The 1,530-nt window shown below is 66.7% G+C and carries 1 protein-coding gene; it reads left to right on the top strand.

Annotation, left to right across the window (positions count from 1 at the left end; translation table 11 throughout):
• Nucleotides 1–161 precede the first annotated feature (161 nt).
• Nucleotides 162–1,530, top strand: a 1,369-nt coding sequence (locus tag ACT84W_RS10200; protein ID WP_444329132.1) for a Tex-like N-terminal domain-containing protein, incomplete at its 3' end; no start/stop codon positions are given.

A 1,530-nucleotide genomic window follows, 5' to 3' on the forward strand; every position in this document is an offset into this window, starting at 1 on the left:
GCGGGTTGCGTATTTTCGGAAAACCGAGGGATGGTCGACCCATATGGTTCAAACGTAGTAGATAGGTCGTTTTCGTGGCGCGGCCTCAAAACAGTCTTTTGGGACGGGTGGTATCCTTGGTAGCCCTGTGCTGCAAACGCACCTTAAACGCAAGGAGTCCCATGGATCTTATCGCCCAGCTTGCCCGCGAGCTCAACCTTAAGGCCGTCAATGTCGAGGCGGCCGTCAAGCTCATCGACGAGGACAACACCATCCCCTTTATCTCGCGCTACCGCAAGGAAGCCACGGGCGGCATGGACGACGTCGCCCTGCGCGCGCTCGACGAACGCCTGTCCTGCCTGCGCAACCTTGAGCAGCGCAAAGAGGACGTCATCCTGCTCATCGACGCCCAGGGCAAACTCACGCCCGAGCTCGAGCAGCAGATTCGCGAGGCCACGCAGCTCCAGCGCGTCGAGGACCTCTACAAGCCCTACCGTAAAAAGCGCATGACCCGCGCGCAGAAGGCCCGTGAGGCAGGCCTGGAGCCGCTCGCCAATATGATCATCATGCAGGCCTCCGCCAAGGGCAGCGCGCTCGACGCCGCCGCGGCCTATATCAACGAGGACGCCGGCTTCGACACCGCCGAGAAGGCGCTCGCCGGTGCCGCCGACATCGTGGCCGAGACAGTGGCCGAGGACCCCGAGAACGTCGCCGACCTGCGCGCCTTTACGCAAAACACCGCCGATATCGTTGTCGAGGCGACCGACCCCGCCGAGAAGACTCCCTACGAGCCCTACTACAACTTTGACGAGCCGCTGCGCCGCATCCCCAACCACCGCGTGCTGGCCATCGACCGCGGCGAGCGCGAGGGCAAGCTCCGCGTGCGCGTGAACGTCGACGGCGCTGCCGCCACTGCGCGTCTCGGCAGCCGCTGGCCCCGCCGCCAGGGCGTCTTCGCGCCCGTCTTTGACGCCGCCATCGCCGACGGCTACAAGCGCCTGATGGCCCCCTCGCTGGAGCGCGAGGCCCGCGCCAAGCTCACCGTCCGTGCTCAGACCGAGGCCATCAACGTCTTTGCCAAGAACCTTGAGGGCCTGCTCTCGGCCCGCCCCGTCCGCGGCGCCCGCGTGCTCGCGCTCGACCCGGGCTACCGCACCGGCTGCAAGGTCGCCGTCATGGACGAGACCGGCAAGCTGCTTGACCACGGCGTGGTCTACCCCACCAAGCCGCGCCACGACGTCGCCGGCACCAAGCGCGAGCTCGCCCGCCTCGTCAAAAAGGACGGCGTCAACACCATCGTTATCGGCAACGGCACCGCCAGCCGCGAGACCGAGGAAGTCGTCTCGGAGTTCATTGCCGAGCAGGCGCCCGGCTTGCGCTACACCATCGTGAACGAGGCCGGCGCGTCGGTGTACTCCGCCTCCGAGCTCGCGAGCCAAGAGTATCCCGACCTGGACGTCACCGTGCGCGGCGCCATGAGCCTGGGCCGCCGCTTGCAGGACCCGCTGGCCGAGCTCGTCAAGATTCCGCCCCAGTCCATCGGCGTGGGCC

The organism is Paratractidigestivibacter sp. (genome assembly GCF_052362415.1).
Lineage (GTDB): Bacteria > Actinomycetota > Coriobacteriia > Coriobacteriales > Atopobiaceae > Paratractidigestivibacter.